Here is a 25,410-nt window from a genome sequence, read left to right as displayed (position 1 = left end):
CGTTTACTCCTCTGCCCCAGCAGCTGAATTTTTGCCTTTTTCCGCACCAGCGTCACCGGCCACTTCCTTCTCACCAGCAACAACCTTCTTGCCTGGATTCATACCTTCATACTTGTCGATGACGATCTGGAACAGGTTCGGGGTGACCGAGGAAAAGAGTTCGACAGGGTTGCGTTCGCTCGGCTTGATCAACTCGGCGTATTCGGCCGTGCCAAGCTTTTTAGGTGAGCTCTTGACTTCGCTGACCCAGCTGTCGAAATCAGCCTGGCTGGTAGCGATAGCCTTGAACTTCATGCCGGTAAAGCCTGCGCCACTGTAGTTGGCCGAAATACCGTTGAATTCATGATTCTCGTTGGCAATGAGATGCAGCTTGGTGTGCATACCCGCCATCGCGTAGATCTGACCACCCAGACCAGGGATGAAGAACGAGTTCATCACACTGTCCGAGGTGACCTGGAAGTTGATCGGAGTCTTGGCAGGGAACACGATCTTGTTGACCGTGGCGATGCCGTAGTCCGGGTAGATGAATACCCATTTCCAGTCAACCGAGATCGCCTGAATGGTGACCGGCTTGACGTCCGACTCCAGCGGACGGTAAGGGTCCAGCGAGTGGGTCGAGACGTAGGTGATGTACCCCAGGAAGACCAGCAACAGCATGGGTACGCCCCAGACTGCGATTTCGATCTTGGTGGAGTGAGACCAGTCCGGCGTGTACTTGGCGGCCTTGTTCGAAGCGCGATACTTCCATGCGAAGATCAGGGTCATCAGAATGACCGGGATCACGACGATCAGCATCAGCAACGTAGCGATTACGATCAGGTTCCGCTGCTCGATACCCACCTGCCCTTTTGGATCGAGCAGAGGTACGCCATCGCATCCACTGAGCAAAAGCATACAGAAAAGGGCCAAGAAGCCAAAAAACCTGGGGTACCTTTTTTTACTCATTTCACGACCTCTAAAAGCAGCTTGCGCGGTGCAGTTGGGTTTCGACCGCCAACACTTCGCCCTGCCAGTGCCGGCTAATTTTTTTGAATTGAACAAGGGCCTGCCAGTACGCACAGCGGCATATCGACAAGTCCGGGTTTAGCTATGGATTCTTGTTTTTTGAGTTGCTGGAACTGCCCAAAATAGCGGGCAGACGCTTTCGACGCGGCCATTATACGCCCTCAGAGGCAAGCGTTGCGCTGCCTGTTCAGAGTGCACAGGGGACGCTCCAAGCCTCAAAATGCTGATCGTTCAGCCAGGCTGGACGACAAGTGGTGGGGATTGTAGATACGTAAATTTTCAATGACTATGCCTAATTTTGTAACAGTTATTCTCCATAAACGTAACAATCAACCTGAAAACATGTCATTCCGCCCAAAAAAAGCCCCGTAATCACGGGGCTCTTTACTTGAAAGCCCCTGTATTTAGTAAGGTTTGCGGCGGTTGCGAATGATGCACGCCGGTACCAGAACGGCCGTCAGGACAAACGCTACCAACGCCCATTGTGCGAGTGACAACCCGAGAACCGGCGGATACGGCGTCGTGCAGAATCCGCTGACCTGGAACCCGACAGGAAACAGTGTAGCCAATGGCAGGCCATCGACAATCGGTTGCAGAATATCGATACCGCAGCTGTCGGACGGATGGGCGAGAATCCATACATGCCGGCCGGCAGCAGCAATCCCGCCCAATGCACTGAAGGTAACCAGCGTTTCAAATACCGTTACGCCACGGCGTCCGGGCATGGCTGCGCCGAGGAATGCGAAAATGGCGATGAACAGCAACGCGTAGCGCTGCAGGATGCACAGCGGACAAGGCGCTTCGCCCAGCACGATCTGCATGTACAGGGCACCGCCGATCAGGGCCAGGCAGATAATCCCCAGCAAAACCAGAAAGCGCTTTTCGCGTCTCAGGTACAACGTGTTGTCGCTCATTCACTTACCTTACTGAACTGATGAGGTGGTTGGCCAACGCCATGAACCCGGGGCCGAAGCCTGATCCGGAGTGTACGGCCGGCTGCGCCGAAGCGTGCGCGATGATCTTCTGTCTGATTCGGCAACTCAAGCATTCGCCAGCCGTACGGGCGCATTTGCCAGCCGGATGGTCTGCGCAGCCGCACCGATGCGTCGCACCTGAAGATTTTTTGTCAGTAGCCGATGCAAAGCCCTTCTATATATAGAAGGGTGCGTCAGTTTGTCGCACCACTTCTTCTATATATAGCTGCGGTATTTTGCCGCAGGCCCCGAATCTGTCAAAGGGCAGCAGCTTTCGAACCCGCGACGCGATCTGTCGGACCGGGCAGAGCGACAATGTGCCGCTCTCGCCCGGTTTGACGCAACCGAAGCCAGACTGCCACTATCAGCGTCTGCGCAGGCAGCTCATGCAGCCTGCCGGGATGTGCTGAAACGACTTTCCATGATGAGCGAACGGCCAGGTCGGCTGTCCGTTAAAAATCCTCAAGCCTGCTCGCCGCAGGTCGATAACCTGACATAGAAAGTTGTTTGCCGCTTCCAGGCGACGAAACACCTACAGCCAGAAGGTTCATATGTCCAAGAACGTCCGAGCAGATTCACTTTCGCTGCTCCTCTTCACGTTGCGCAGCGGCAAGCTGATGGCGATCAACCTGCTCAAGGTCAGTGAGATCATTCCCTGCCCTCCCCTGACCCATCTGCCCGAATCGCACCCGCACGTCAAAGGCATCGCTACGTTACGCGGCTCTTCGCTGTCGGTCATTGACCTGAGCCGTGCCATCGGTGAGCGTCCCTTGGCCGATCCCGACGGCGGCTGCCTGATCGTTACCGACGTCAGCCGCTCGAAACAGGGCCTGCACGTTCAGGCCGTCAGCAAGATAGTGCACTGCCTGACCACCGATATCCGTCCGCCGCCCTATGGGTCCAGCAGCAAGTCGTTCATTACCGGGGTCACTCAGGTCGACGGCGTGCTGGTACAGGTGCTGGATATCGAAAAAGTCATTCACGGCATTGCTCCGGCGCAGATCGTCGTGCAATCGACAGAACTGGCCAAAGAGGATGCGGAACTGCTGAGCAAGGCGCGGATTCTGGTCGTCGATGACAGCCAGGTTGCCCTGCAGCAGTCGATCATTACCTTGCGCAATCTGGGCATCGAATGCCACACGACGCGCAGTGCCAAGGAAGCTATCGACGTTCTGCTGGATCTGCAGGGCACTGCAAGGCAGATCAACGTCGTGGTTTCCGATATCGAGATGTCGGAGATGGACGGCTACGCCCTCACCCGTACACTTCGCGACACACCCGACTTCAGCGACCTGTACATCCTCTTGCACACGTCGCTCGACAGCGCGATGAACAGCGAGAAATCCCAGATCGCCGGAGCCAACGCTGTGCTGACCAAGTTCTCGTCGCCCGAGCTGACCAAATGCCTGATCGAGGCCGCACGCACGGTGGTCGCCCAAGGGCTCTGATCCCTGAGCGCACACCGACGCAACGTCCTGACCTGACCGACGCATCTGCCGGACATTACTGGCTGATGCGTCGGCCGCTCGCCATACCCGTACCCGCTGCGGTCTGGCCGCCGCGTGTCCTGCCGCAGCCTTTCACCCTTGACCGGGCACAGGAGGTTCACCACCTGCTGGCACTGGGTTATGCCAATGGGCAAGGCAGCGTTCCGGATTATAAGAGCTGGCTGGCCGCCTTCGAGCGAGACCCTGAGTTCGATACATCACGCTGCTTTGTGGCCACGCTCGACGAAACGGTGGTGGGCGTGATCGTCTGCTGGACCAGCGCATTCATCAAGGACCTGGTCGTGAATCCTGATGTGCGAAATACCGGGATCGGTTCGGCGCTGCTCAACCACCTGTTCGCCCATTTACAGCGATGCGGCGAAGCGGCGGTCGATCTGTACGTCATGGAAAACAATCTTGCAGCGCGGCACCTTTACGCCAAATCAGGAATGTCCTGCCTGAGGCGTTTCGAGACCCCTGCGCCCTGAATTGTGTATCGCCCGACAGGCGGCTGGCGCACAACTTGCTTCCTCAGCTGCATCAGCCCGGCGAACGACCAGTTGTTGTCGGCCGGCGCGCACCTCTGAAAGGGTCATCGAGACAATGGACACGAAGTTTTCCTGTGTGGGTTGTGGCGGTTGCTGCACCGATCACCACGTCCCCCTTACGCTCGGCGAAGCCAGGCAATGGGCGGCAGACGGCGGCAACGTCATTGTCTTGACCGAAGCATTTCTGAGCAATGGCTATGGCGTCTCCGAAACGCAGCTGACCCATGCCAGCCGTCGCTCGACCGAAGTGAGCAGTGGCAGTACAACAGCCTTCGTGGCGATCACCTTCGCGGCCTACAACGTCGGGCGCTGCCGGAATCTTGACGAAAAAAACCTTTGCCGCATTTACGAGCGCCGACCGCTGGTGTGCCGGATTTATCCGATGGAGATCAACCCGCATATTCCGTTACGCCCTGAAACCAAAGGTTGCCCACCCGAATCCTGGGAACAGGGCCCCGACCTGATCGTTGCCGACAGGCTGGTAGATACACAGTTGATGAACCTGATCGAACAGTCGCGTCAGGCCGATCGGGACGAAATAGAGGTCAAACAGCGGATCTGTCAGAAGCTGGGTATTCGTACCACAGCCCTCAAGGGCAACGGTTTCGTGGCGTACCTGCCGGACATGAGCGCATTCGCGGCCGCCATCGAGGAAGTCACGAATTCAGCGCAGAGTATGCTGCCCGAGAGGTCACACTGGGCGTTTCATGTGGCTGGACAGCAGGTACTCAGCACCCTTCAGCAGGAGGGTGCGGACGTCACTGATCGGGATCCGGTGTCCTACCTGTTCATACCGTTGCAGGCAGCCTGAACCGGATCGCTCACGCGTTCAGCGTTTACCCATCGATCTGCGCGTACCGGCAGGGGCGACGCCAGGCGTCTTGTGATGGCCATGCTTATTGGCTTTCTGATGCCATGCCGGCTCCTTTTTGGCCTGGGCAAACTCCGAAGGCTTGAACGGAAAGCTGAAAGGCGCGATGACAGCCTTCTTTTCAGTGTCTGCGACGGGCTCGGCTGCGGCGTCTTGAACAGGAGGTTGTTCAGGAGTGGTCATGGTGTCACCAGAAAGTCGAATTGGCCGGGCACGTGCCCGCGGTCGCGCAGCATACATCAATCGCCGCGCAACCGCCCGAGCCTCCTGTCGCCGTCATTTGTAGATCAGATCGACCATGATCTCGGCATTGAACGGTCCAGGCCTTGGCGTGTTCGTGTTCCAGAGCAGCTCAGCGTTGAAGTCGGCACTGGCAGCATTGGTTTCACCCAGCAATTCCGCCAGATGGAAGGGCTCGTTGTAACGTAATAGCTGACCATTGACTGCGCTTGCAATGCGAATCCCCAATGAATCGTTGCCGGAAGGGACGAGCAGATCGCCTGACAGATTGCCTGTGACCGGCCTGAAACGCGCATCGATGCTGAAGGGCGAGTCACAGGTCCGGCTGGTCAGCAGGGAAAATGTCTGTGCGGCTATCACCTTGCCAATAGCCACCTGGTGTATGGCAACGTCGCCGAACTCCACGGTTTCAGGGAGTACTTGCAGGTCGGCATCGCAGGCCACGAACCGCAGCCCCCGCAAGTTGTTGATCACATAACTGAGGCTGCGCCCCGGCACCCGGTTCGAATCTGTTGCGCCGCCCAGCTGAAAAAACCGGTAGTCCAGTAAATCACTGGCCACGCCTGTAGGCGGTGTGGCACCGAACTTTTGAATGAATACGGAGAACGCCAGAGTGAATCTCACCTTCGGACAGTTATCGACATTGCCGTCGCCTGCATGACAGGTCGGCAAGTGGCTTCCGGTACTGATACGTCCACTGCCTTGCAGGTGGTCGATGCCCTGAAGCGTCATTCCGGCCCGGATACCCTGACCGATCACACGATTGTCCGGATTCAGATAGACAAAAATTTCCTCCTCGACAGACTGCAAACCTTCCCTGGCGCATTCGACCTGAATATTCAAGGGTTCGGAACGCCACACCACTTCCCCGTCGGGCGTCGATTCCGGAATCGCCACGGTACTGCTCAGATCGTTGTGGATTTCGGTTTCGCCAGTCCCCTGAGCGGTACAGACCAACGCGAATACCGCCGTCGGATTCAGTATCAGCAATACGGCAATGGAGTGCAGACAGCGTCTGGCAGACAGAAATTTCATATCAGCATTCATCCTGAACGGAATTGTTCTCCAGCAGGCGCGCCGTAACGGCCACCTGCCCCTTGAGCGGTGTGCAATAGGTTCGCTGACCGCCATAGTCGGTCAGCGCCTTATAGGAAAAACGATGGGTTGCGGAAGGCAGAAGACCCGTTGGCGCAGCGAGATCAACACGAGCACCCGGTGCCAGCAGCAGGTGCCCGCCGAGTTGAATGCCGTCGATGCGCAACGCGTGCAGAGCGGCGTAGTAAGGCGTTGGGTTACTGACCGTCAGCAATACCACATCCGCCTGGTCGTGAGTCAGCGTCCACAGCAACCTTGCGGCGGTGTCGGCCGGGTCACCTTCGAGACCGGTTGGCCGGTAGAACACATTGATGCGCTGACGCACGGCGACGTTCAACTGATGAAGGCCATCCTGGCGTCGAGGCACCTCAAGCACATACAAATGTACAAGCGACTCGCGCTCCTGCGGCATCCCGGTGCCCTGATACAACACGCGCAAAGCCTGCCTGCCGCCAACCGGCAGACGTGAAAGTGGCGGCGTGACCACGAACGGCAGCGCATTGCGCCGGTTCAGGGGAGTGTCGTCATCATCCAGCGGATCACTGAGCCAGGCCTGTAAAAGAGCCTCGGCCTTGCCGCGATTGCGTACCTCAATGCTGACTTCACGATACTGGCCATCGAAGACCAGTCGCGTCCCGGACAGCGAAACCGCCCCTTGCACGTCAACGCCGCCGCCTAGAAGCAAAACCGCCAACAATACCTTGCATGGGTAGACAAGGGCGTTCATTGGCAGGTCACTCTGATCCGCTCGTAGGCACGGGCAGGATCTCTGGGCGGCAGAGAGAATGCGGCCTGACAACTCTGATCGGACCAGCGCACCCGCAAACTGCCGACATCCTGCTCACTGAGCACCAACGCCTGACTGTCCGGGTCGACCACCGCCAGCGCCCTGCCCTGTTCATCCTCGACACTGGCACCCAGCGGTAATTTGCTGCCGTCGAAGCGCACCAGCTCAAACTGGACACGGCGACCCACAACGGCCCTGAAGCGTACCACCGGCATCGCTCCCCGGCGCGGCACGACCTGGGTGATGGCATTTTCCAGGTCGATATCTGCGCCCAGTTGCCGGGTGTCGAGGCTGACCCAATTGGTCCGGTAGGGTTGTGCATACGGCAAAATCGCATAGCCGTTGCCTGCCGTCTCGACGTTACTGAACGACTTCAAACGTGCCCCACTGACATCCGGAACCTGAATCAGGGCGAAGGTTTCACCGAGCGCCTGCCCCAGATTCAAGCCACCGGCATGAGCCACCAGTGAACCTGCCGCAGACAGACTGAATGCATCGTAATCCTGGCCTTGGCTGTAACCGGCCTCGAAGCGACCGAATCCGCTGGTCGTACTGATCTTCCCTGCACCAAAGCCGCCAGAGCTGCTGTCACGTCCGGCCTGTACCGAATAAAACGTGTCGCGATCCCCCAGCACCTGCCCGTTGAGCCCGGTCTGGGCGTTGTATTCGCCCGTGCTGTCGCGCACCGCATTGAAAGACAGTCGCGAAGAACCCGGGCTCGATCCAAGTGGCAGGGTCACGCTCAAGGCGACACGATTATCCGTGCTCGCTTGACCGTTTCGACCAAAGTCCTCGTTCCGTTCGACGGAAAGGCTGTAATTGACGCTGCGCCAGGCAGCGTTATAGGACAGATAGAGCTGCCGGGTTTTGCCGGGCAGGTTCCAGTAGCGCTGCTCGGAAGCGGTCAGGCTCAATGATGCGGCCTGGCTCGGCACTATCTGAGTAACACTCAGTTCAAGCCGATCTCGTGCCAGACCAGCGGAAAAAGCACGTCTTTGCGGATCGGTATCGCTGACGTGCTGGCTCAGGGTGCGGTACGCTTCATTGGAATACCGGTAACCCGCTACCGCCAGGGTGGTGTCGGTGACGTCCAGCGTGTTGGCATAACGTACCCGCAGGCTTTGACCGCTGAGCGACTGCCGGTCTGTCTGGCTGACAGATCGGGTGATATCCAGCGACACCGCGCCCAGCCCGGTATTGACCCCGGCGCCTATATTCCCGGCCTGATAATCTTCGGCCAACTGCAGACCACCGAACCCGGTAATTCGCTCGGAAAGCCCATAGATCAGGGCTGCGCCGACAAAACCGGGGGACGCCTGAAGATCGTCATTGCTGTCGACCTGGCCGACAGCAAGGCTGTAGCGCAAGGATCCAGAGGGCACCATGATCGGCAGCGAGGCATAGGCCTGAGTGAAGGTTCGTACCCGGCCGTCGGCTTCAATGACCGACACTGACAAGTCCCCATTGGAACCACTGGGATAGATATCGGAAATTTCAAACGGCCCGGGCGAGACACTGCCGCTGTACAGCAGGAAGCCGTTTTGACGAACTTCCACCGTAGCGTTGGTTTCGGCAATCCCGCGGATGACCGGGGCATAGGCCCGCTCGCTGTCGGACAGCATGCCATCGTCCGAGGCCAGTGCCGCCCCCTTGAAGCGAACACTGTCGAACACTTGCGAGTCGCTGAAGGTTTCCCCCACTGTTAACTGGCTTTTGAGGGACGTGATGTCGCGCTGAGCGAAGGTACGATTGCTGCGGTACAGCCAGGACCGGTCACTGCCACCGACCAGTGATGATTCGTTGCGCAATCGCCAGGCTCCGAGGTTCAGGCCATTTCGCAGACCGAGATAATACTGGTCAGCGTGCAAATCCTTATTACGGCGTCTGCTGCCGTTGGCGTTGTAATTGATAAAACCGGCTGTCTCGCCTTGGTCCCAAAGCTCTGGTGAAACATAACCACGGGTACCGCGCGACATGAAGGCTTGCGGCACGCTGATAGTGAGTCGCAGCGCACCGGGTTGATAGTCGACGCGTGCAAACTCGATACGCGCAGGCAGATCGAAACAGGCCTGAGCAGGAGCTTCATCTTGAGCTAGGCGACTCAAGTCCAGGCCGAAGCTCTGTAACATCTCAAGCGACAGGCAGGGTTCGATCAGGCCTGATACCGGGTTCTTTGAAAAAGTAATATCTCGTCTGCCACTCAGCTTGCGATTGACATAGATATCGACCCGATAAGTGCCGGGCAATACGCTGTTGGTACGTAGAAACTCCTGCAGGTCAGGTGGCTGATCGGTTCCCTGGATAAACGCCGTATTGAATTTGACGGCCCCCTCGCCACGGGCGCTGCCAGGCTGAGCCGCGAACGTGCCGAGCGAAAATATCAACGTCAACCCAAGACCGATAACCGGCTGGAATCGTTGGAGGTGAGGGGGAGCGAACTGAGCAATGACTCCCTTGTTATCTTTTTTGCGCCATTCCATAGCGGTCTTCACTCTACTTCGGCTGTCGCGCGCGCCGCGCAATCCTTTTACACAGACGCAGGTCTGCCGGGCCGGCTTGTCGCAGAGGCCCAACGGTTTGAACAGTGAACGCTGACGGTTGATGCGGCAGGTTATCGAGGCAAGGCCTTGCGGGCGTAACCCGGTTCTTGATCGGCAAGTGTCGCGTGATAAGACACTTGCCCGCCGAAGTCATTGATACTGACGAAACTCAGCATCAACGGTGCACTTCCCGGCGTGCGCCGCAACGGAATACGCAGACGCTGGTAAGGCGCAAGCATCTGACTGTCGAGACTGGCAAGTTCAGTGTCGTGTTGCTGTATGGACACCTTGAGCATGGAGACGTGATAAGGCCCTGGATTGTCGACCTGCACAGTTGCGTTATCGGCCAGTTGCCAGTTCAGTGTTTCCGGTGCCTGCTGTGGGTCACCGGGCAAACCGTCAGGCCGGAAAAACACTTTGATGCGTTGACGTATTGCAATCTGCAGTGTGTTCTCTGCCGCAGCCTGAGGAATTTCTTGAACATTGAGCCACAACACTGACTCTCGATCGCTGGGCATGTCAGTACCGGAATGAATAATGCGCAACAGTTGCCTGCCACCTCCGGCCATACGTGCCAGTGCGGGTGTCACGATAAAAGGCACAGGCTGCGCGGTGTTTTTGTTAGTGCCTGCCCCTGCCGGAGACTCAAGCCAGGATTGCAACAGAATTTCCCCCCCGCCACTGTTTTGAACACTCAGGCTGGCCTCTTTTTCATTGCCTTGGTATATAACCCGCGTCGTGTTCAATACGATCCCCGCCTGAACAAAGGACGCCCAGCACACCATCGCAACAAGCACCGTGCAGCGAAAAAAATCAGGAAACATACGGGTGTTCGCCTTGAATTCTATAGAGGACAGAGCGAGCCGTGCCCGCTCTGTCCGACACGGTTACTCGTAATCCATCACGAACGGCAGGAAGCCGTCGGCATTACCCGGGTTGGTCGGCGTGCCGTTAAGCACATACACCGCGCCAAAGTTGATTTCAGCAGTTGCACCGCTGGCACCGTCCTTGATAAGAGTGGTATCGACGGTTTCAGCGCCGCTGAGGTCCATCAGGACGCTGGAGGCATTGAGCAGGCCGATGCCGACCCCGTCTGCGGCACCGGTGGTGCGCAGAAGTTTGGCATCGTTGTTGTCCAGACCACTGCCGTTACGGGCCGTAAGGCGCATCTTCACCATGCTGTACTGCTCTGCGCCCGCGCTGCAGTTGACCAGCAACTGAATAGGCGCAGCCGTTTCAAATCGACTTTCGCTCGAGACACCGATATCAGAGAAGGAAACGTTGCCCAGGTCGACATTGATTTCGCCAGGGTTGGTGCCCGCACTGACGCCCGTGCCCGGTCCCACATCGCAGGAGATATTGGTCAGTGTTCCGTTAAAGACCATTTTTCCGTTGTTCGCCGCACTGGCAGTACCCGCCATGCCAACGCCCATCACGCCCAGAACTGCCAATGTAAGAGAAAGCTTTTTCATGCTAACGACCTTCCTTGTGTTATTTCGTGTGTGCCCGCTATCGGACGGCGAGCACTATAGAGCCCGCTCTGTTTCAGCGCTGTCAGCTTGATAACTTTTAACCCGCAGACAACACAACACGACGCGCAGGACAGGTCTGTAGGAATAACCATAGTCTTGCGCGGACACGCTAATAAGGAAGTTGCACAGCCTCTGTACGTGCGCCTGCATTCGACACGGGCGCTTTTATAATTCTGCGGCGCGACTCCGGCATGCCGGATGGCTGATCGGGCATTGGACGGCCACTCAATAAGACATGACAGTCCGGACAGAAAAACAATACAGACGTGTCGTTATTGATAGCTTACCGTAATCAATGCGGCACGGACCTGCAGGGCCTCTCCATCACTGTGGGCGGAAGGTAATACCTGATACTGCGCAACGAAGGGCACCGCCTGATCGGTACACGCATTGTGTTCGGTGCTCACCTGCATATTGACCCCAGGCGCAACTTGCAGCATTCGTGCATGCGTAACAGGCGTATTCACATAACGCTCGGTCATTGCGCAACTGCTATTGACGATGCTGCCATGCAACGTAATCGCGCCATCCTTTGCCCAGGAAATAGCAGGCGCAACCAGCAACGGGATCGACACAGTCAAGACCCCCAGCCCCTGACGGAGAAAGACAGATTTCAACATGCCTGTCCAGGTTGATTTTTTACTGTTCATGGCGTTCTCCACTCATAGGCTCATACAGTGAGTTAAGTTGACGGGAGAATTAACTGCCAGAAGCCGGCCTAGGAAAATGTAAGAAAATTCCTAGGACTTTATAAACATCTGGACAAATATCCCTTCAACATAGATATCGTCCGGCGCTGACTTTTCTTGACTGGACGCCTTGCCCGATGGAGGCTTTCTGACAAACCTGACAGCTGAAAGTCATTCTGCTGACCGGGTTTGCAGGCTATAAGGAAGCTGTAAAAAAACATGACTCCCGTACCGACATTTGGCGTTTTCTTCATATGCGCAGACAGACCCTGACCGTCACCGCCGTAGTTCTGCTGATCACCTGTGCGGCCTTTGCCGGATGGAAACTGACACGCCCTGCCACACTCCCGAAAAATTCCGTTGCGGCGGTGCCGGTCAAGGTGATCAGGGTAAACATCGAGGATGTGCCACGCTTCGTCACAGGGATCGGCTCGGTGCTGTCACTGCAAAGCGTGGTAATTCGTCCTCAGGTAGACGGCGTACTGACGCGCGTGCTGGTCAAGGAGGGCCAACAGGTGAAGGCCGGCGAGCTGCTGGCGACGCTGGATGACCGTTCGATCCGCGCCTCGCTGGAGCAGGCACGTGCCCAACTTGCGCAGAGCAAGGCGCAACTCGACGTCGCGCAGCTGGACCTTAAACGCTATCGCCAGCTCACTGAGGATAACGGCATTTCACGCCAGACCTTCGATCAGCAACAGGCACTGGTCAGGCAGCTCGATGCTACGGCGAAAGGCAACGAAGCCAGCATCAATGCCGCCCAGGTGCAGCTTTCCTACACCCAGATTCGCTCTCCGGTTACGGGTCGGGTCGGCATTCGCAATGTCGATGAGGGCAACTTCCTGCGCGTCAGCGATGCTACCGGGCTGTTTTCGGTGACCCAGATCGACCCGATTGCGGTGGAGTTCTCTCTGCCACAGCAGATGTTGCCGACCTTGCAGGGGCTTATTGCCGAGCACACTTCTGCGGTGGTCAAAGCGTATCAGGGCGACGGCGCTGCAAATGGCCTGCTACTGGGCGAAGGCACACTTTCACTGATCGACAATCAGGTGTCGGCAACCACCGGCACGATCCGCGCCAAGGCTCAATTCAAAAACCCCGCGGAACAACTCTGGCCGGGGCAACTGGTGACGGTGAAGATCCAGACCGGCGTAGAGCTCAACTCGCTCAAGGTGCCGCCACAAGTGGTACAGCGTGGCATCGATCAGCATTTCGTCTACCGGCTTGGTGCGGATAACAAAGTGGAAGTCGTACCGGTCAAGGTGCTTTATCAGGACAGCGAGCAGACATTGATCAGCGGGCCAAACGCCGGAGATACGCTGGTCAGCGACGGTCAGTCGCGGCTGCGGCCGGGGGCAACTGTGGAGGTGGTCAGCGCGCCCGTCCCGGATGTGGCGAGTGCACACGTGGAGCATGCACGATGAATGGCCGAGGTTCGGTATCGGCGTGGTGCATCGACCATCCTGTGGCCACATTGTTATTGACCTTCGCGCTGGTATTGCTGGGGGTCATTGCCTTTCCCCGGCTGCCGATTGCACCGCTGCCGGAGGCCGAGTTTCCGACCATTCAGGTCACCGCGCAGCTTCCCGGTGCCAGCCCGGAAACCATGGCGTCTTCGGTTGCCACGCCGCTGGAAGTGCAGTTCAGCGCGATACCCGGCATGACCCAGATGACCTCCAGCAGCGCGCTGGGGTCCACCAACCTCACACTGCAATTTACCCTCAACAAAAGCATCGACACGGCAGCCCAGGAAGTCCAGGCGGCGATCAACACCGCGGCAGGACGCCTGCCTGCCGACATGCCCAGTCTGCCGACCTGGCGCAAGGTCAACCCGGCCGACAGTCCGGTGCTGATCCTGAGCGTGAGTTCAGGCCTGATGCCCGGTACGGAACTGAGCGATGTCACCGAAACCATTCTGGCGCGCCAGCTCAGCCAGATCGAAGGCGTGGGCCAGGTGTTCATTACCGGCCAGCAACGGCCGGCGATTCGTGTTCAGGCCGCTCCTGAAAAACTTGCCGCGCTGGGGCTGACCCTCGCAGACATCCGTGTAGCGGTGCAACAGACCAGCCTTAACCTGGCCAAGGGTGCCTTGTATGGCAAGGACAGCATCTCGACCCTGTCGTCCAACGACCAGTTGTTCAAGCCGCAGGACTACGCGCAACTGATCGTTTCCTACAAAAACGGCGCGCCTGTCCAGCTCAAGGATGTGGCGCGGGTGGTCGCGGGTTCGGAAAACGCCTATGTCAAAGCGTGGTCCGGCGACCAGCAAGGCGTCAACATCGCTATTTTTCGCCAGCCTGGTGCAAACATTGTCGACACGGTAGACCGCATCCAGCGTGAACTGCCACGGCTGCAGGAAATGCTCCCGGCAACCGTTGACGTATCGGTACTCAACGACCGGACCCGCACCATTCGTGCCTCGCTGCATGAAGTGGAGCTGACCCTGATGATTGCAGTGCTGCTGGTGGTGGCGGTCATGGCGCTGTTTCTTCGCCAGCTGTCCGCCACGCTGATCGTCAGCGCAGTGCTCGGAGTATCGCTGATCGCCAGCTTTGCGATGATGTACCTGTTCGGGTTCAGCTTGAACAACCTGACATTGGTGGCCATCGTGGTTGCGGTCGGGTTCGTGGTGGACGACGCCATCGTGGTGGTGGAGAACATCCACCGCCACCTCGAAGCCGGACAAGGCATGCGCGAAGCAGCGATAAAAGGCTCGGGTGAAATCGGTTTTACCGTGGTGTCGATCAGTTTCTCGCTGGTAGCAGCGTTCATTCCATTGTTGTTCATGGGCGGCGTGGTCGGGCGGCTGTTCAAGGAATTTGCGCTGACCGCAACGGCGACCATCCTGATCTCGGTCGTTGTCTCGCTGACCCTGGCCCCGACGCTGGCGGCACTGTTCATGCGCGCGCCCACACACAACCCGCATCGGAAACCGGGGTTCGGTGAACGCCTGCTGGCCTCCTATGAGCGTGGCTTGCGCAAGGCGCTGGCCCATCAGCGGCTGATGCTCGGGGTGTTCGGCCTGACCCTGGCGCTGGCGGTAGTCGGCTATATCCTCATACCCAAGGGGTTCTTTCCGGTTCAGGACACTGCTTTTGCACTCGGCACTACCGAGGCCGCTGCCGATATTTCCTATCCGGACATGGTGGAAAAGCACCTGCAACTGGCGAAGATCGTTGGCGCGGACCCAGCAGTGCTGGCGTTCTCGCACTCGGTAGGCGTCTCAGGCAGCAACCAGACCATTGCCAACGGCCGCTTCTGGATCTCGCTCAAACCGCGATCCGAACGCGATGTGTCGGTCAGTGAGTTCATCGACCGCCTGCGCCCCAAGCTGGCGAAAGTCCCCGGCATCGTTCTGTACCTGCGCGCCGGACAGGACATCAACCTCAGTTCCGGTCCGAGCCGCAGCCAGTATCAGTACGTGCTCAAGAGCAACGACGGCGAATTGCTCAATACCTGGACGCAACGGCTGACCGAAAAGCTGCGCAGCAACCCGGCGTTTCGTGACATGTCCAACGACTTGCAATTGGGCGGCAGCGTCACACATATCGATATCGATCGCAGTGCTGCCGCACGTTTCGGCCTGACCACCGCAGACGTCGATCAGGCGCTGTACGACGCATTCGGCCAGCGGCAGATCAGCGAATATCAGACTGAGGTCAATCAGTACAAGGTGATCCTTGAACTGGACGCTCAGCAGCGTGGCAAGGCCGAAAGTCTGGCTTACTTCTACCTGCGCTCGCCGCTGACCAACGAAATGGTGCCGCTGTCGGCGCTGGCCAAAGTCAGTGCTCCACGCATGGGTCCGCTTTCGATCAGCCATGATGGCATGTTCCCGGCAGCGAACCTGTCGTTCAACCTTGCGTCCGGGGTCGCGCTGGGCGATGCCGTGCGCATGCTCGATCAAGCCAAAAACGAAATCGGCATGCCAGCCTCGATCATCGGCAGCTTTCAGGGTGCGGCACAGGCCTTCCAGAGTTCGCTGGCCAATCAGCCGTGGCTGATCCTCGCGGCGTTGGTGGCGGTGTACATTATTTTGGGTGTGCTCTATGAAAGCTTCGTACATCCGTTGACCATCATCTCCACGCTGCCCTCCGCAGGCATCGGGGCATTACTGCTGCTGTGGATGATGGGGCAGGACTTCTCGATCATGGCCCTGATCGGCGTGGTATTGCTGATCGGTATCGTCAAGAAGAACGGCATTCTTCTGGTGGACTTTGCCCTGCAAGCACAGCGCGAGCAGGGCCTTACGTCACAGGAGGCCATCTATGAGGCCTGCATCACACGTTTCAGGCCGATTATCATGACCACCCTCGCCGCCCTGCTCGGCGCATTGCCGCTGATGCTGGGTTTCGGGGTCGGTGCCGAGTTGCGTCAGCCGCTGGGTATTGCAGTGGTCGGCGGTCTGTTGGTGAGCCAGATGCTGACCCTGTTCACCACGCCAGTCATTTATCTGCAACTCGAGCGACTGTTTCATCGACGCCACCCTGCGCCTGCCGCCCCGGCGCTGGCCCTTCACAAGTGAGAGTCGCCCGATGCGCGTGCTGATTATCGAAGACGAAGAAAAAACCGCTGACTACCTGCGTCGCGGCCTGACCGAACAGGGCTATGCCGTCGACGTCGCCCGCGACGGCATCGAAGGCCTGCACCTGGCGCTGGAAAACGACCACGCAATCATCATTCTTGATGTGATGCTGCCGGGCCTCGACGGTTTCGGCGTGCTGCGTGCATTGCGCGCACGCAAGCAGACGCCCGTCATCATGCTGACGGCTCGCGAGCAGGTCGATGACCGCATTCGCGGTCTGCGCGAAGGTGCCGACGATTATCTCGGCAAGCCGTTTTCCTTTCTGGAACTGGTCGCCCGTCTGCAGGCGCTGACCCGTCGCAGCGGCGGTCACGAGCCGGTGCAGATTACCATCGCCGACCTGTGGATAGACTTGATCAGCCGCAAGGCGACACGCGCCGGCATGCGTCTGGACCTTACCGCCAAGGAGTTCTCGCTGCTCAGCGTGCTGGCCAGACGTCAGGGCGACATCCTCTCCAAGACCTCAATCGCCGAGATGGTCTGGGACATCAACTTCGACAGCGATACCAATGTCGTCGAAGTCGCGATCAAACGCTTGCGCGCCAAACTCGATGGTCCTCACGAGCACAAACTGCTGCACACCATTCGCGGCATGGGCTATGTGCTGGAGAACCGCAGTGCGGGTTGACTCGATTGCCCTGCGCCTTAGCGGCCTGTTCGCGCTGGTGGCGCTGGTGGTGTTCCTGCTGATCGGCTGGGCGTTGTATCTGCAGGTCGACAAGAGCCTGGACCTGTTGCCGCGCGCCGAGGTCGATGCGCGCTACAGCGTGCTGGAATCGGCGGTCAATCGTTTTGGCAACCCGGAGCATTGGGGCAAGATCAAGGCAAAGCTCGCGTTGCTCAGCGAAGAAGACAAACGCCTGCGCTTCTGGGTGGTGAGTGACAATCCGCTCTACGAGTTCGGCAATCCCGGCGTGGACATTCGTCGCTTTGCGCAGGGTCCGCTGGGCATGCACGACCTGAAACTGGCTGACCACCCTTTTGCGTTCAAAGTGCTGGTCAGCGAGTTCCCGGCCAAGGAGCAGCGCCCGGCGTTACGCTTTCTGACCGCCATCGACACCGAGACGTTCTGGCACACACAGCACTCGCTGCTGGTCGCACTGATCAGCCTGGCCACGCTAGGGATTCTGCTGGCTTCGGTGCTGGGTTACTGGGTCGCGCGCATTGGCCTGCGCCCGCTGACCAGCCTCTCGCAGGAAGTTCAGAAACTCGCCCCGCCACGGTTGTCGGGGCGCTTGCAGCTGTCGCCGCTGCCACCCGAGCTCGAGCAGTTCGTGGCCTCGTTCAACTCCACGCTGGAACGGGTCGAGCAAGCCTACTCAAGACTGGAATCGTTCAATGCCGATGTCGCGCACGAGCTTCGCTCACCATTGACCAACCTGATCGGTCAGACCCAGGTGGCGCTGACTCGCGGTCGCTCTGCCGAGCATTATTTCGAGGTATTGCAATCGAACCTCGAAGAACTGGAGCGTTTGCGCTCGATCATCAACGACATGCTGTTTCTGGCCAGCGCAGATCAGGGCACCAAGGTCAAGGCACAGACCTGCGCGTCACTGGCAGATGAGGTGGCTACCACGCTGGACTACCTGGACTTCATTCTGGAGGACGCGCAGGTGAAAGTTCGGGTAGCGGGCGACGCCAGTGCGCCGATTGAAAAACCTCACCTGCGCCGCGCCCTGATCAACTTGCTGCATAACGCTGTGCAGCACACCGATGCCGGCAACGTCATTCAGGTCACTATCGAATCCTGCGGTGCCCATATAAGTATCGGCGTAACCAATCCGGGCGCGCCAATCGCTCCGGAACATTTGCCCAGACTCTTCGAGCGCTTTTATCGGGTCGATGCGTCACGCAGCAACAGCGGCGCCAATCATGGCCTGGGGCTGGCCATCGTCAAGGCGATTGCGCTGATGCATGGCGGCACTGTATTCGTGAATAGCGGCAAGGGCGTCAACACATTCGGTATCCACCTTCCTCGCTGATACTTGAAGACGTCAAGTGGGCACAACCTGTTTTGCGTGCCCTTTCATGTGCGTCTGTTCGCATCCTTTTAAATACACTTGCTTTATTCACATTCCATTCATATGAGGCTATAAGGAGCGTGCTATATACCCAGCCGCAACACCCGGAAAACAATTTAACTGTCTTAACCATTTCTCAAGACTCACCGTCTGCAGGTAGAACAACCAATGATGTTGTTTGCGTTATCTCGGCGCGCCCGGCTCGCGTGGACCCGTCCGGAGCTCCTGCTGGTCTTCGGCAGCTCGGTTTCAATGCTCGCCATTCTGGCGATCGTGGCATCTCTTCTGGCCCGGGAACGCGAGGATGCAGCCGATACGGCGGCCCGTGCAGCGGCCAATATCGTGCAATTGATCGATGCAGACGTCCTGCATAACGCAGAACTGTACGACTCGTCCCTGCAAGGCATGATCAGCGCGTGGCAACGTCCTGACCTCAAGGACCTGTCACCTGAACTGCGACAACTTGTCCTGTTTGATCGCTCCACCGCAGCGTCATACAAGGGTGATCTGGTGTTGCTCGATAACAAGGGCGCAATACTGGCTGACTCACTGTCCGTCATGCCCCGAAATGACAACTTTTCTGACCGTTCATATTTCAAAGAGCACGCTGTGGATCCCTCGCTGAATCTCCACGTCAGTTCGCCGTACAAGACTCGCTGGGGCTACAAGGACTGGTGTATCAGTTTCAGCCGGCGTATGTCGGGACCCAACGGTGAATTCGCCGGGATTGTGAGTGCGGCCATGCGCCTGGTGTATTTCAAGCACTTGTTCATGAGCCAGAACCTGGGCAGCGACAGCAGTATCAACCTGATCAATACCGCAGGCATCCTGATTGTTCGCTACCCCGATCTGGAGGGTGAAGACCTGATCGGCAAGGATTACAGCCACAGCCCCAACTTTCAGCGCATTATTCAAGAAGGCGACGGCAGTTTTGCCGCCATGTCGACGCAGTTGAACGCTCGTCGGCTGTATACGTTTTCCAGGGTCGGCAATCTGCCGCTGGTGGTCGTCATCGGCCAGTCCGAGGACGAAGTGTATGCCGTATGGCGGCGCAACGCCTGGCTGGTCGGCTCCGCCACCAGTGTGCTGTGTCTCGGAATCCTGTGGCTCACAGGGTTGCTGAGTCGCGAGTTGCGAAGACGTCACCGTGCCGAAGATGCGCTGGCCAGCCTCGCTGCGACGGACGGCTTGACCGGTCTCGACAATCGTCGTCAGCTCGACGAAGCCATGGAGACTGAATGGGCGCGGGCACAGCGCTCCGGCAAGCAGCTTTCCTTGCTGATGATCGACGTGGACCATTTCAAGGCATTCAATGAACGCCACGGCCATCAAGGCGGGGATGAGGCGTTGCGTCTGATCGCACAGACCATCTCGGATAACATTCGTCGACCGGGTGACCAGGTTGCGCGCTATGGAGGGGAGGAGTTCGTGGTTGTGCTGCCGGAAACAGAATTGCCGGGAGCCATGCTGATCGCGGAAAAAATCCGCAAGGCCGCAGAGTCACTCCCGCTGTTCATGAATGCCAAGCATCCCATCACCGTGAGCATCGGGGTCGCTTCGGATATCGTTCGCCAAGGCGACAAACTGGAGGCATTTTTTGGAGTGGCCGACAAGGCGCTGTATCAGGCCAAGGACAATGGGCGTAACCGGGTCGAGTACCGCAGTGCAGTTGCCAGAAAAGTGATAGATGAGGTTTGACGTGCCATCTTCGGGCATAAAAAAACGCCAGGCTGGCTGGCGTTTTTTCGGTCAGCGCTGACGCATCGGCTTACGCCGCAGCGCGGGCCGCGTCACGCAATGCTTTTACTTCGTCGTGGTTCTTCAGAACACCTTGGTACTGATCTTTGACCAAGGCAACCACGGTTGCATCAGCGCCTTTCTCATTCAGCTTCTCGATTGCCTTGCTGTAGGCCTTCTTGGCGACGTCTTCACCACGCTCTGCTTCCTCCAGCACAGCCAGATCATCATTGCTGGTGAACGCAGTTTTCAGCTTGACCCATGCCTGATGGATGTCAGCCGATACGCTGGAGGAATCTTCCGGCTTGCCGCCCAGTCGCTGTACATGCGCCTGCAGGTCAGTGACTGCCTTGCCAACTTCAATGGCACGACGTGCGAAGAATTCTTTTACGCTTGGAGTCTTCGCGTTCTTGGCGCTGGTTTCGAAGCCTTCTTTGCCGTCGATGCTGGTTTCGACCAAGTCATTCAGAATAGAGATCGTTTCTTTGTTGATATCAGTCATTTGATAATTTCCTAATGGCAGGTTGATACGAAAGTGTTCGATATCTAGGTAATTGCAGACACCGTGCCAGTTATTGAAATGAAAATAATGCTTTAAAATCAAATATTTACGAAATTTTCACAATTACCCGATCGTGACTTCTGCATGATCTGTCGATTGGCCTGCATGCAGAATGCACGTATCGTCGGCGCAAACGAGAACACAGGTATCGGCGATGAATCCGGACACACTCAAGCTGTTGGTCACACAGGAAATGCCGTTCGGTAAATACAAGGGTCGGCTGATCGCTGATCTACCAGGGCATTACCTTAACTGGTTCGCACGTGAAGGCTTCCCCAAAGGTGAATTGGGAAGTTTGTTGGCCCTGATGCAGGAAATCGATCACAACGGCCTGAGTGGACTGCTGGACCCGTTGCGCACACGTCCGCGTCAGTCATTCAAGGACAAGGGGTAGAACACACGCGGGCAAACAAAAATTGCACGGTCCTGAAAGGAAAAAAACGGTGCCCCGGACCAGGGGGCACCGCAAAGCCATACAACCAACAACAACTTCTTTACCTGAGCCGTCCACCTGGACTGACTCTGAAATGCCTGTCGATCAGTCGAACAGGGCCAGGGCTTGGGCAGTGGCCTCCTGAATACGGCCCCAATCGCCATTCCTGACCCAGGCGTTATCGATCATCCAGGTCCCGCCAACGCACATGACGTTAGGCAGGGCCATGTAGTTCTTGAGGTTCTGCTCGTTGACGCCGCCAGTCGGGCAAAAACGCACTTCATTGAAAGGACCGCCCAGGGCCTTGATCGCTGCAACACCACCGCTGATCTCTGCCGGGAAAAGCTTGAAACGGCGATAGCCCATGGCATAACCGATCATGATTTCCGAGGCACTGCTGACGCCTGGCAGCAGGGGCAGCGGGCTGTCGACTGCGGCCTGCAGCAAGTCTTGCGTACTGCCCGGGGTAACGATGAACTGCGAACCGGCCGCTTCGGCGTCTGCCAGCATCTTGCGGTCCAGAATGGTTCCGGCGCCTACACACAACTCGGGACGCTGTTCACGCAGGGTGCGGATCGCGCTCAGGCCGAACGCCGAGCGCAAGGTAACTTCCAGTGCGGTCATGCCGCCAGCGGCCAGGGCATCGGCCAGGGGCAGCACATCCTGATCACGGGCAATGGTAATGACCGGCAGAATCTTCGCCTTGGCGCAAAGTTCGTCGATCCGGGCAATCTTGTTCGCCATGCTGATGAGCGGCTGATTATTTTCGTTCTGTGTCATGGCGACGGTTCCTTTGCTTATGGGCACCAGTAGATCTCGAGAGACGGGTTGAGAAAGGCACGCACCGGCATTTCGGCGAGGTCATCGCCCGCCAGCGCTGTGCGCAGGGTGTCGAGTTTGGCCTGACCGGACACCGACAGGATCGGCGAACGCGCCGACGCCAGCAGACGGCGGGTCAGGGTCAGACGCTGATGCGGTACGCTCGGTGCCAGCATCGGCAGGCAGCGGCGCTCGCCTTGCAGATCAAGGGCTTCTTGCAAATTCGGACTGTCGGGAAACAGCGACGCGGTATGCCCGTCGTCGCCCATGCCCAGAACAAGCACATCAATGGGCGGCAGCTCGGCCAGTGCCTGATCGGCAGCCAGAGCTGCCTCCTCGACACTGCTCGCTACGCTGTACAAGCCAAGAAACCTGGCCTTCGCCGCAGGGCCCTGCAGCAGGTGACGCTGCAACAGCCCCGCATTGCTGTCGGCATGCTCGGTCGGAACGAAACGCTCATCGGCCAGACTGATAACCACTTTCGACCAGTCCAGCGGCTTTACCGCCAGACTCTGAAAAAAAGCCACCGGACTGCGGCCACCGGACACCACCAGGGTCGCTGCGCCGTTTTCACCGATTGCCTGTTGCAGACGCTCGGCTACATTGGTAGCCAGTGCATCGGCCAGTTGCTGAGGCGTGTCGAAATCACGCGCTACCAGTCCTGCCGGTAGCTGAAGGTCACATATCGCCATACCAGGATCTCCCGTCGCGAGTAATCAGAGCAATGGAGCTCATTGGCCCCCAGGTTCCGGCCGGATAAGGCTTGGGCGCATCGCCCGCTTTTTTCCAGCCAGCGATCAACTGATCGCACCATTGCCAGGCGTACTCGATTTCATCTTTGCGGACAAACAGGTTCTGATTGCCACGCATGACTTCCAGCAACAACCGCTCATAAGCGTCGGGGACACGAGCGCTGCGGTAGGTGTCGGAAAAGTTCAGTTGCAAAGGTCCGCTGCGCAACTGCATGCCTTTGTCCAGGCCCTGATCCTTGGTCATCACCTGCAAGGAAATGCCTTCGTCCGGCTGCAGGCGGATGATCAGGCGGTTGCTGATCTGCAAACGCTGTTCAGGCGCGAAGATGTAGTGCGGCGGCTCTTTGAAATGGATCACGATCTGCGACAGCTTCTGCGGCATACGCTTGCCGGTGCGCAGGTAGAACGGCGTGCCCGACCAGCGCCAGTTGCGGATGTCGGCACGCAATGCGACGAAGGTTTCGGTATCGCTCTGGGTGTTGGAGTTTTCCTCCTCCAGATAACCCGGCACTGCCTTGCCTTCGCTGTAGCCGGAGGTGTACTGGCCACGCACCACCTGGGTTGCCAGACGCTCGGGGGTAAACGGCGCCAGGGCCTTGAGCACCTTGACCTTCTCGTCACGAATGCTGTCGGCCGACAGGTCGCTTGGCGGGTCCATGGCAATCAGGCAAAGCAGTTGCAGCAAATGGTTCTGGATCATGTCGCGCAACTGGCCGGCCTGATCGAAATAGCCCCAACGGCCCTCGATGCCAACCTTCTCGGCGACTGTGATTTCCACATGAGAAATATGGTTCTGGTTCCACTGGGTCTCGAAAAGGCTGTTGGCGAAACGCAGGGCAATGAGGTTCTGAACCGTATCTTTGCCCAGATAGTGGTCAATGCGATACACGCGGTTTTCCGGGAAAAACTGCGCCACAGCGTCATTGACCCGGCGCGAAGAGGCCAGGTCGTGGCCAATGGGTTTCTCCAGTACGGCGCGCGTACGCTCGGCCAGATTGACCGACGCAAGGTTCTCGCAGATCGCACCGTAGACCGAAGCGGGTGTGGCGAAATAGGCGATCAGGGTTTCGGCATTGCCGACGCGCTCGGCCAATGCGACGTAATCCTCAGCCTTAAGGAAATCGACATGCAGATAGCTTAGGCGGGCTAGAAACCGGGCCAGATTTTCAGGCTCGAGTTCTTTCTCGGGAATGAAGCGACGCATGGATTTTTCGATATACGCCAGATGCGACTGTTCGTCGCCTGGTTCACGCGCCAGGGCAAGAATTTTTGTGTCTTCATGCAGCAGTCCAGCGCGATCAAGCTGATAAAGAGCCGGGAACAGCTTGCGTACCGCCAGGTCTCCCAAGGCACCAAACAGGGCAAATGTGCACGGTTCAACCGTAATCAAGGGCATAATGTTGGTTCTTTTATCAAGTTAGGCTACAAATACCTTTTTTAAAGGCGTTACTCAAGGCCATATGTAGTAATAACCACAACATTCTGCCTGAAAGCATATTCCAGTGGTGATCAACACAGGCCCTCAGTACGATAGGCCACCTTTGCTACAGGCTAAAGGGCTAATAAAAGCCCCAGACAAAACCGTTGGTAAATCAGCCCCGACAAGGACTTTGAATGGACCGCGTAAGAAACCTCCTGGAGCAAATCCAGGGCCGGCTCGACGAGCTGAACAAGGCCGAGCGCAAAGTGGCCGAGGTCATCCTGCTCAACCCGCAGATGGCAACGCGGCTGAGCATTGCAGCGCTTGCCCAGGCCGCCAAGGTCAGCGAACCGACGGTCAATCGCTTTTGCCGTTCGTTCAGCGTCAGCGGCTATCCGGAATTGAAACTGCAGTTGGCCCAAAGCTTGGCCAGCGGCGCAGCCTATGTCAGCCGTGCGGTCGAAGCCGACGACAATCCCGAGGCATACACCCAGAAGATTTTCGGCAGCGCCATCGCGTCACTGGACAGCGCCTGTCAGCAGCTGGACCCTGCGCTGATCAGCAAATCTGTAGACATGCTGATCCAGGCGCGGCAGATCCACTTTTTCGGACTGGGTGCTTCAGCGCCGGTGGCCCTCGATGCACAGCACAAATTCTTCCGCTTCAATCTGGCGGTCACGGCGCATGCCGATGTGCTGATGCAGCGGATGATTGCGTCGGTGGCGCACACCGGTGAGCTGTTCGTGATCATTTCCTACACCGGCCGCACCCGCGAACTGGTGGAAGTGGCCCGTATTGCGCGGGCCAACGGTGCCTCGGTGCTGGGCCTGACGGCAGCGGGCTCGCCACTGGCTCAGGCCAGCACTGTGAGCCTGAACATTCCACTGCCTGAAGACACCGATATCTATATGCCGATGACCTCAAGGATCATCCAGCTCACGGTTCTCGATGTTTTGGCCACTGGCATGACGCTACGCCGCGGCGTCGACTTCCAGCCGCATTTGCGCAAGATCAAGGAAAGCCTGAACGACAGCCGTTATCCGATTGAGGATCAGGGCTGACAGCTCTTTCGTCGGGTTCCGTCGCCCTGTCACTGATCTGCGCCAGGACTCAGCCGTCCACTTACGTCGCAATCGGCGTCGTTTGTGCTATCGCGGTGAAAAGCGTTTTAGAGCAGTTTGGCTGAAGGCACGGATAACGGCTGAAGGCACGGATAACTATCGTGCCCACGCTCCGCGTGGGCATGCAGTTCGTGACGCTCTGCGTCACACAGCGGTTTTGTGGTCTCAGGGGGGGCTGGGGTTCGACTCGGGTCG

At 57.9% G+C, this 25,410-nt stretch carries 23 protein-coding genes; 10 read left to right on the top strand and 13 right to left on the bottom strand.

Going from position 1 to position 25,410, the window contains the following annotated elements; translation table 11 throughout:
• Positions 1–3: 3 nt before the first annotated feature.
• Positions 4–945 carry a ubiquinol oxidase subunit II gene (gene cyoA / locus ALO80_RS23800; protein ID WP_054985894.1) on the bottom strand — a complete coding sequence of 314 codons (942 nt, stop codon included), beginning with the start codon at positions 943–945 and terminating at the stop codon, positions 4–6.
• A gap of 464 nt (positions 946–1,409) precedes the next feature.
• Positions 1,410–1,919 carry a disulfide bond formation protein B gene (locus ALO80_RS23795; protein ID WP_055010758.1) on the bottom strand — a complete coding sequence of 170 codons (510 nt, stop codon included), beginning with the start codon at positions 1,917–1,919 and terminating at the stop codon, positions 1,410–1,412.
• Positions 1,920–2,530: 611 nt separating this feature from the next.
• On the opposite strand from ALO80_RS23795, the gene ALO80_RS23790 reads away from it, so the two are divergent.
• The 3 genes from ALO80_RS23790 to ALO80_RS23780 all read left to right on the top strand — a co-directional run bounded on the left by ALO80_RS23790 (position 2,531) and on the right by ALO80_RS23780 (position 4,825).
• Positions 2,531–3,427, top strand: a complete 897-nt coding sequence (locus ALO80_RS23790) for a chemotaxis protein (protein ID WP_055010757.1) — start codon at positions 2,531–2,533, stop codon at positions 3,425–3,427.
• A 65-nt stretch (positions 3,428–3,492) separates the two neighbouring features.
• Positions 3,493–3,954, top strand: coding sequence for a GNAT family N-acetyltransferase (locus ALO80_RS23785; RefSeq protein WP_055010756.1), 462 nt, complete (start codon positions 3,493–3,495; stop codon positions 3,952–3,954).
• Positions 3,955–4,069: 115 nt separating this feature from the next.
• The gene (locus ALO80_RS23780) at positions 4,070–4,825 is read left to right on the top strand and encodes a YkgJ family cysteine cluster protein (RefSeq protein WP_054985898.1); all 756 of its coding nucleotides are present in this window, start codon (positions 4,070–4,072) and stop codon (positions 4,823–4,825) included.
• 18 nt (positions 4,826–4,843) lie between these two features.
• Here ALO80_RS23780 and ALO80_RS23775 read toward each other — a convergent pair whose 3' ends face one another.
• From ALO80_RS23775 to ALO80_RS23745, 7 genes are all read right to left on the bottom strand, one after another.
• Complete coding sequence (locus tag ALO80_RS23775; protein ID WP_055010819.1) at positions 4,844–5,068, bottom strand: hypothetical protein; 225 nt, start codon at positions 5,066–5,068, stop codon at positions 4,844–4,846.
• A gap of 93 nt (positions 5,069–5,161) precedes the next feature.
• A complete protein-coding gene (locus tag ALO80_RS23770) occupies positions 5,162–6,160 on the bottom strand; it encodes a fimbrial protein (protein WP_055010755.1) in 999 nt (332 codons plus the stop codon).
• A 1-nt stretch (position 6,161) separates the two neighbouring features.
• Complete coding sequence (locus ALO80_RS23765; RefSeq protein WP_055010754.1) at positions 6,162–6,947, bottom strand: fimbrial biogenesis chaperone; 786 nt, start codon at positions 6,945–6,947, stop codon at positions 6,162–6,164.
• The gene (locus tag ALO80_RS23760; protein ID WP_055010753.1) at positions 6,944–9,487 is read right to left on the bottom strand and encodes a fimbria/pilus outer membrane usher protein; all 2,544 of its coding nucleotides are present in this window, start codon (positions 9,485–9,487) and stop codon (positions 6,944–6,946) included. The genes ALO80_RS23765 and ALO80_RS23760 overlap by 4 nt, the downstream gene beginning before the upstream one ends.
• Positions 9,488–9,618: 131 nt before the next feature.
• Positions 9,619–10,371 (bottom strand): fimbrial biogenesis chaperone, encoded by a 753-nt coding sequence (locus ALO80_RS23755; protein WP_055010752.1) that lies wholly within the window; start codon positions 10,369–10,371, stop codon positions 9,619–9,621.
• A 63-nt stretch (positions 10,372–10,434) separates the two neighbouring features.
• Positions 10,435–11,019, bottom strand: a complete 585-nt coding sequence (locus tag ALO80_RS23750) for a fimbrial protein (RefSeq protein WP_055010751.1) — start codon at positions 11,017–11,019, stop codon at positions 10,435–10,437.
• Positions 11,020–11,351: 332 nt separating this feature from the next.
• Positions 11,352–11,729 (bottom strand): hypothetical protein, encoded by a 378-nt coding sequence (locus ALO80_RS23745; protein ID WP_055010750.1) that lies wholly within the window; start codon positions 11,727–11,729, stop codon positions 11,352–11,354.
• 293 nt (positions 11,730–12,022) lie between these two features.
• Between ALO80_RS23745 and ALO80_RS23740 the strand changes: the two genes are divergently transcribed.
• From ALO80_RS23740 to ALO80_RS23720, 5 genes are all read left to right on the top strand, one after another.
• The gene (locus ALO80_RS23740; RefSeq protein ID WP_055010749.1) at positions 12,023–13,189 is read left to right on the top strand and encodes an efflux RND transporter periplasmic adaptor subunit; all 1,167 of its coding nucleotides are present in this window, start codon (positions 12,023–12,025) and stop codon (positions 13,187–13,189) included.
• Positions 13,186–16,290 (top strand): multidrug efflux RND transporter permease subunit, encoded by a 3,105-nt coding sequence (locus ALO80_RS23735; RefSeq protein WP_055010748.1) that lies wholly within the window; start codon positions 13,186–13,188, stop codon positions 16,288–16,290. Before ALO80_RS23740 ends, ALO80_RS23735 begins: the two co-directional genes overlap by 4 nt.
• Positions 16,291–16,300: 10 nt before the next feature.
• Positions 16,301–16,978, top strand: a complete 678-nt coding sequence (locus ALO80_RS23730; protein ID WP_002552331.1) for a heavy metal response regulator transcription factor — start codon at positions 16,301–16,303, stop codon at positions 16,976–16,978.
• Positions 16,968–18,332 (top strand): heavy metal sensor histidine kinase, encoded by a 1,365-nt coding sequence (locus tag ALO80_RS23725; RefSeq protein WP_083493391.1) that lies wholly within the window; start codon positions 16,968–16,970, stop codon positions 18,330–18,332. Before ALO80_RS23730 ends, ALO80_RS23725 begins: the two co-directional genes overlap by 11 nt.
• Before the next feature lie 207 nt (positions 18,333–18,539).
• Positions 18,540–20,069, top strand: coding sequence for a sensor domain-containing diguanylate cyclase (locus ALO80_RS23720; RefSeq protein ID WP_055010746.1), 1,530 nt, complete (start codon positions 18,540–18,542; stop codon positions 20,067–20,069).
• Between the two features lie 70 nt (positions 20,070–20,139).
• Here the strand turns inward: ALO80_RS23720 and ALO80_RS23715 are convergent, their stop codons facing one another.
• Positions 20,140–20,610: a PA2169 family four-helix-bundle protein gene (locus tag ALO80_RS23715; RefSeq protein ID WP_055010745.1), complete on the bottom strand. Its 471-nt coding sequence runs from the start codon at positions 20,608–20,610 to the stop codon at positions 20,140–20,142.
• Between the two features lie 214 nt (positions 20,611–20,824).
• Between ALO80_RS23715 and ALO80_RS23710 the strand changes: the two genes are divergently transcribed.
• Positions 20,825–21,064, top strand: a complete 240-nt coding sequence (locus tag ALO80_RS23710; RefSeq protein WP_055010744.1) for a DUF3820 family protein — start codon at positions 20,825–20,827, stop codon at positions 21,062–21,064.
• A 144-nt stretch (positions 21,065–21,208) separates the two neighbouring features.
• Here the strand turns inward: ALO80_RS23710 and ALO80_RS23705 are convergent, their stop codons facing one another.
• From ALO80_RS23705 to zwf, 3 genes are read right to left on the bottom strand one after another with little or no spacing between them, the layout of a single operon-like run.
• Complete coding sequence (locus ALO80_RS23705; protein ID WP_054988043.1) at positions 21,209–21,883, bottom strand: bifunctional 4-hydroxy-2-oxoglutarate aldolase/2-dehydro-3-deoxy-phosphogluconate aldolase; 675 nt, start codon at positions 21,881–21,883, stop codon at positions 21,209–21,211.
• 17 nt (positions 21,884–21,900) lie between these two features.
• Positions 21,901–22,614 carry a 6-phosphogluconolactonase gene (gene pgl / locus ALO80_RS23700; RefSeq protein WP_055005244.1) on the bottom strand — a complete coding sequence of 238 codons (714 nt, stop codon included), beginning with the start codon at positions 22,612–22,614 and terminating at the stop codon, positions 21,901–21,903.
• Entirely contained in the window at positions 22,601–24,070 is a 1,470-nt protein-coding gene (gene zwf, locus ALO80_RS23695; RefSeq protein ID WP_054988045.1) for a glucose-6-phosphate dehydrogenase, read from the bottom strand. Before zwf ends, pgl begins: the two co-directional genes overlap by 14 nt.
• Before the next feature lie 218 nt (positions 24,071–24,288).
• Between zwf and ALO80_RS23690 the strand changes: the two genes are divergently transcribed.
• Positions 24,289–25,155 carry a MurR/RpiR family transcriptional regulator gene (locus ALO80_RS23690; RefSeq protein ID WP_002552324.1) on the top strand — a complete coding sequence of 289 codons (867 nt, stop codon included), beginning with the start codon at positions 24,289–24,291 and terminating at the stop codon, positions 25,153–25,155.
• Positions 25,156–25,410 lie beyond the last annotated feature (255 nt).

This window comes from Pseudomonas caricapapayae (assembly GCF_001400735.1).
Lineage (GTDB): Bacteria > Pseudomonadota > Gammaproteobacteria > Pseudomonadales > Pseudomonadaceae > Aquipseudomonas > Aquipseudomonas caricapapayae.
The sequence above is the reverse complement of the archived record's forward strand: the minus strand, read 5'-3'. Positions and strand labels throughout refer to the sequence as shown.

What these genes read in the sequence shown, in the direction of transcription:
- cyoA (WP_054985894.1), bottom strand. Translation starts at nt 945, where the DNA reads ATGAGTAAAAAAAGGTACCCCAGGTTTTTTGGCTTCTTGGCCCTTTTC.
- ALO80_RS23795 (WP_055010758.1), bottom strand. Translation starts at nt 1,919, where the DNA reads ATGAGCGACAACACGTTGTACCTGAGACGCGAAAAGCGCTTTCTGGTT.
- ALO80_RS23790 (WP_055010757.1), top strand. Translation starts at nt 2,531, where the DNA reads ATGTCCAAGAACGTCCGAGCAGATTCACTTTCGCTGCTCCTCTTCACG.
- ALO80_RS23785 (WP_055010756.1), top strand. Translation starts at nt 3,493, where the DNA reads ATGCGTCGGCCGCTCGCCATACCCGTACCCGCTGCGGTCTGGCCGCCG.
- ALO80_RS23780 (WP_054985898.1), top strand. Translation starts at nt 4,070, where the DNA reads ATGGACACGAAGTTTTCCTGTGTGGGTTGTGGCGGTTGCTGCACCGAT.
- ALO80_RS23775 (WP_055010819.1), bottom strand. Translation starts at nt 5,068, where the DNA reads ATGACCACTCCTGAACAACCTCCTGTTCAAGACGCCGCAGCCGAGCCC.
- ALO80_RS23770 (WP_055010755.1), bottom strand. Translation starts at nt 6,160, where the DNA reads ATGAAATTTCTGTCTGCCAGACGCTGTCTGCACTCCATTGCCGTATTG.
- ALO80_RS23765 (WP_055010754.1), bottom strand. Translation starts at nt 6,947, where the DNA reads ATGAACGCCCTTGTCTACCCATGCAAGGTATTGTTGGCGGTTTTGCTT.
- ALO80_RS23760 (WP_055010753.1), bottom strand. Translation starts at nt 9,487, where the DNA reads ATGGAATGGCGCAAAAAAGATAACAAGGGAGTCATTGCTCAGTTCGCT.
- ALO80_RS23755 (WP_055010752.1), bottom strand. Translation starts at nt 10,371, where the DNA reads ATGTTTCCTGATTTTTTTCGCTGCACGGTGCTTGTTGCGATGGTGTGC.
- ALO80_RS23750 (WP_055010751.1), bottom strand. Translation starts at nt 11,019, where the DNA reads ATGAAAAAGCTTTCTCTTACATTGGCAGTTCTGGGCGTGATGGGCGTT.
- ALO80_RS23745 (WP_055010750.1), bottom strand. Translation starts at nt 11,729, where the DNA reads ATGAACAGTAAAAAATCAACCTGGACAGGCATGTTGAAATCTGTCTTT.
- ALO80_RS23740 (WP_055010749.1), top strand. Translation starts at nt 12,023, where the DNA reads ATGCGCAGACAGACCCTGACCGTCACCGCCGTAGTTCTGCTGATCACC.
- ALO80_RS23735 (WP_055010748.1), top strand. Translation starts at nt 13,186, where the DNA reads ATGAATGGCCGAGGTTCGGTATCGGCGTGGTGCATCGACCATCCTGTG.
- ALO80_RS23730 (WP_002552331.1), top strand. Translation starts at nt 16,301, where the DNA reads ATGCGCGTGCTGATTATCGAAGACGAAGAAAAAACCGCTGACTACCTG.
- ALO80_RS23720 (WP_055010746.1), top strand. Translation starts at nt 18,540, where the DNA reads ATGATGTTGTTTGCGTTATCTCGGCGCGCCCGGCTCGCGTGGACCCGT.
- ALO80_RS23715 (WP_055010745.1), bottom strand. Translation starts at nt 20,610, where the DNA reads ATGACTGATATCAACAAAGAAACGATCTCTATTCTGAATGACTTGGTC.
- ALO80_RS23710 (WP_055010744.1), top strand. Translation starts at nt 20,825, where the DNA reads ATGAATCCGGACACACTCAAGCTGTTGGTCACACAGGAAATGCCGTTC.
- ALO80_RS23705 (WP_054988043.1), bottom strand. Translation starts at nt 21,883, where the DNA reads ATGACACAGAACGAAAATAATCAGCCGCTCATCAGCATGGCGAACAAG.
- pgl (WP_055005244.1), bottom strand. Translation starts at nt 22,614, where the DNA reads ATGGCGATATGTGACCTTCAGCTACCGGCAGGACTGGTAGCGCGTGAT.
- zwf (WP_054988045.1), bottom strand. Translation starts at nt 24,070, where the DNA reads ATGCCCTTGATTACGGTTGAACCGTGCACATTTGCCCTGTTTGGTGCC.
- ALO80_RS23690 (WP_002552324.1), top strand. Translation starts at nt 24,289, where the DNA reads ATGGACCGCGTAAGAAACCTCCTGGAGCAAATCCAGGGCCGGCTCGAC.